Raw genomic sequence first — 838 nt, 5'->3', positions numbered from 1 at the left:
GTGGTGGAAGCGGTGACAATCTCTCCGGCGTCGGCGATCAATCTGCCGACAGAGAACCTTCTGTCGGTCGGAACGCGTGCGGATTTCACCATCTTTGAACTCGCCGATTCAGATCTCACAGTCATCGACTCGATGGGTTACGAAGCAAGGCTCGACAAGCTGTTCGAACCACACTGGGCGGTGCTCGGCAATGAACCAATAGCCGCCAGCCGCTACCAGCCCGTCAAGCCTGAAACATCCGGCGCCATTGCGCCCTATTCATACCGTTGAGGAATTCGCCTTGAGTGACCTATCAAGTCCGGCAATCGATGCCGACGTTTCCCCCTATGATCGTCTCAAGGCGCTGGGCATAGTTCTTCCCCCGGCGCCGAGCCCGATCGCGAATTTCGTCACCCACATTCAGGAAGGCAATATGCTGTATCTGTCGGGGCAGGGGCCGCGGGAAGACGACGGTTACATGCACACCGGCAAGGTCGGAGGTTATGTGAGCGTTGACRAAGCTTACAAGCACGCGCGTCTGACCGGCATCAACCTGCTTGCGGTCATGCATTCGGCGCTCGGAGATTTGCGGCGGGTGAAACGTGTGGTGAAGCTTCTGGGCATGGTCAACGCAGTGCCGGATTTTGCCGATCATCCCTCGGTCATCAACGGATGCTCGGACTTGCTGATCAATGTTTTTGGTGAAGCTGGCAACCATGCGCGTTCAGCCGTTGGTTTCAGCTCCTTGCCTGGCAATATCACCGTGGAGATCGAGGCAATCATCTCGTTGAAGGATTGAGGTCAGGAATGACTGCGCCAGCCCATCACCGTTTCGATCCGCTCCGCCGAAGCCTTGACC

At 57.1% G+C, this 838-nt stretch carries 1 protein-coding gene and 1 pseudogene; both read left to right on the top strand.

Annotation, left to right across the window (positions count from 1 at the left end; all coding sequences use genetic code 11):
- Positions 1 to 270 (top strand): annotated as a pseudogene (locus tag ACXJ5O_RS28620) (amidohydrolase/deacetylase family metallohydrolase); the annotation flags it as partial.
- 10 nt (positions 271 to 280) lie between these two features.
- Complete coding sequence (locus ACXJ5O_RS28615) at positions 281 to 778, top strand: RidA family protein (protein ID WP_457302859.1); 498 nt, start codon at positions 281 to 283, stop codon at positions 776 to 778.
- Positions 779 to 838 lie beyond the last annotated feature (60 nt).

The organism is Phyllobacterium sp. P5_D12 (genome assembly GCF_054049495.1).
Note: the sequence above shows the minus strand (reverse complement) of the source record. Positions and strands in the feature narration are given on the sequence as shown.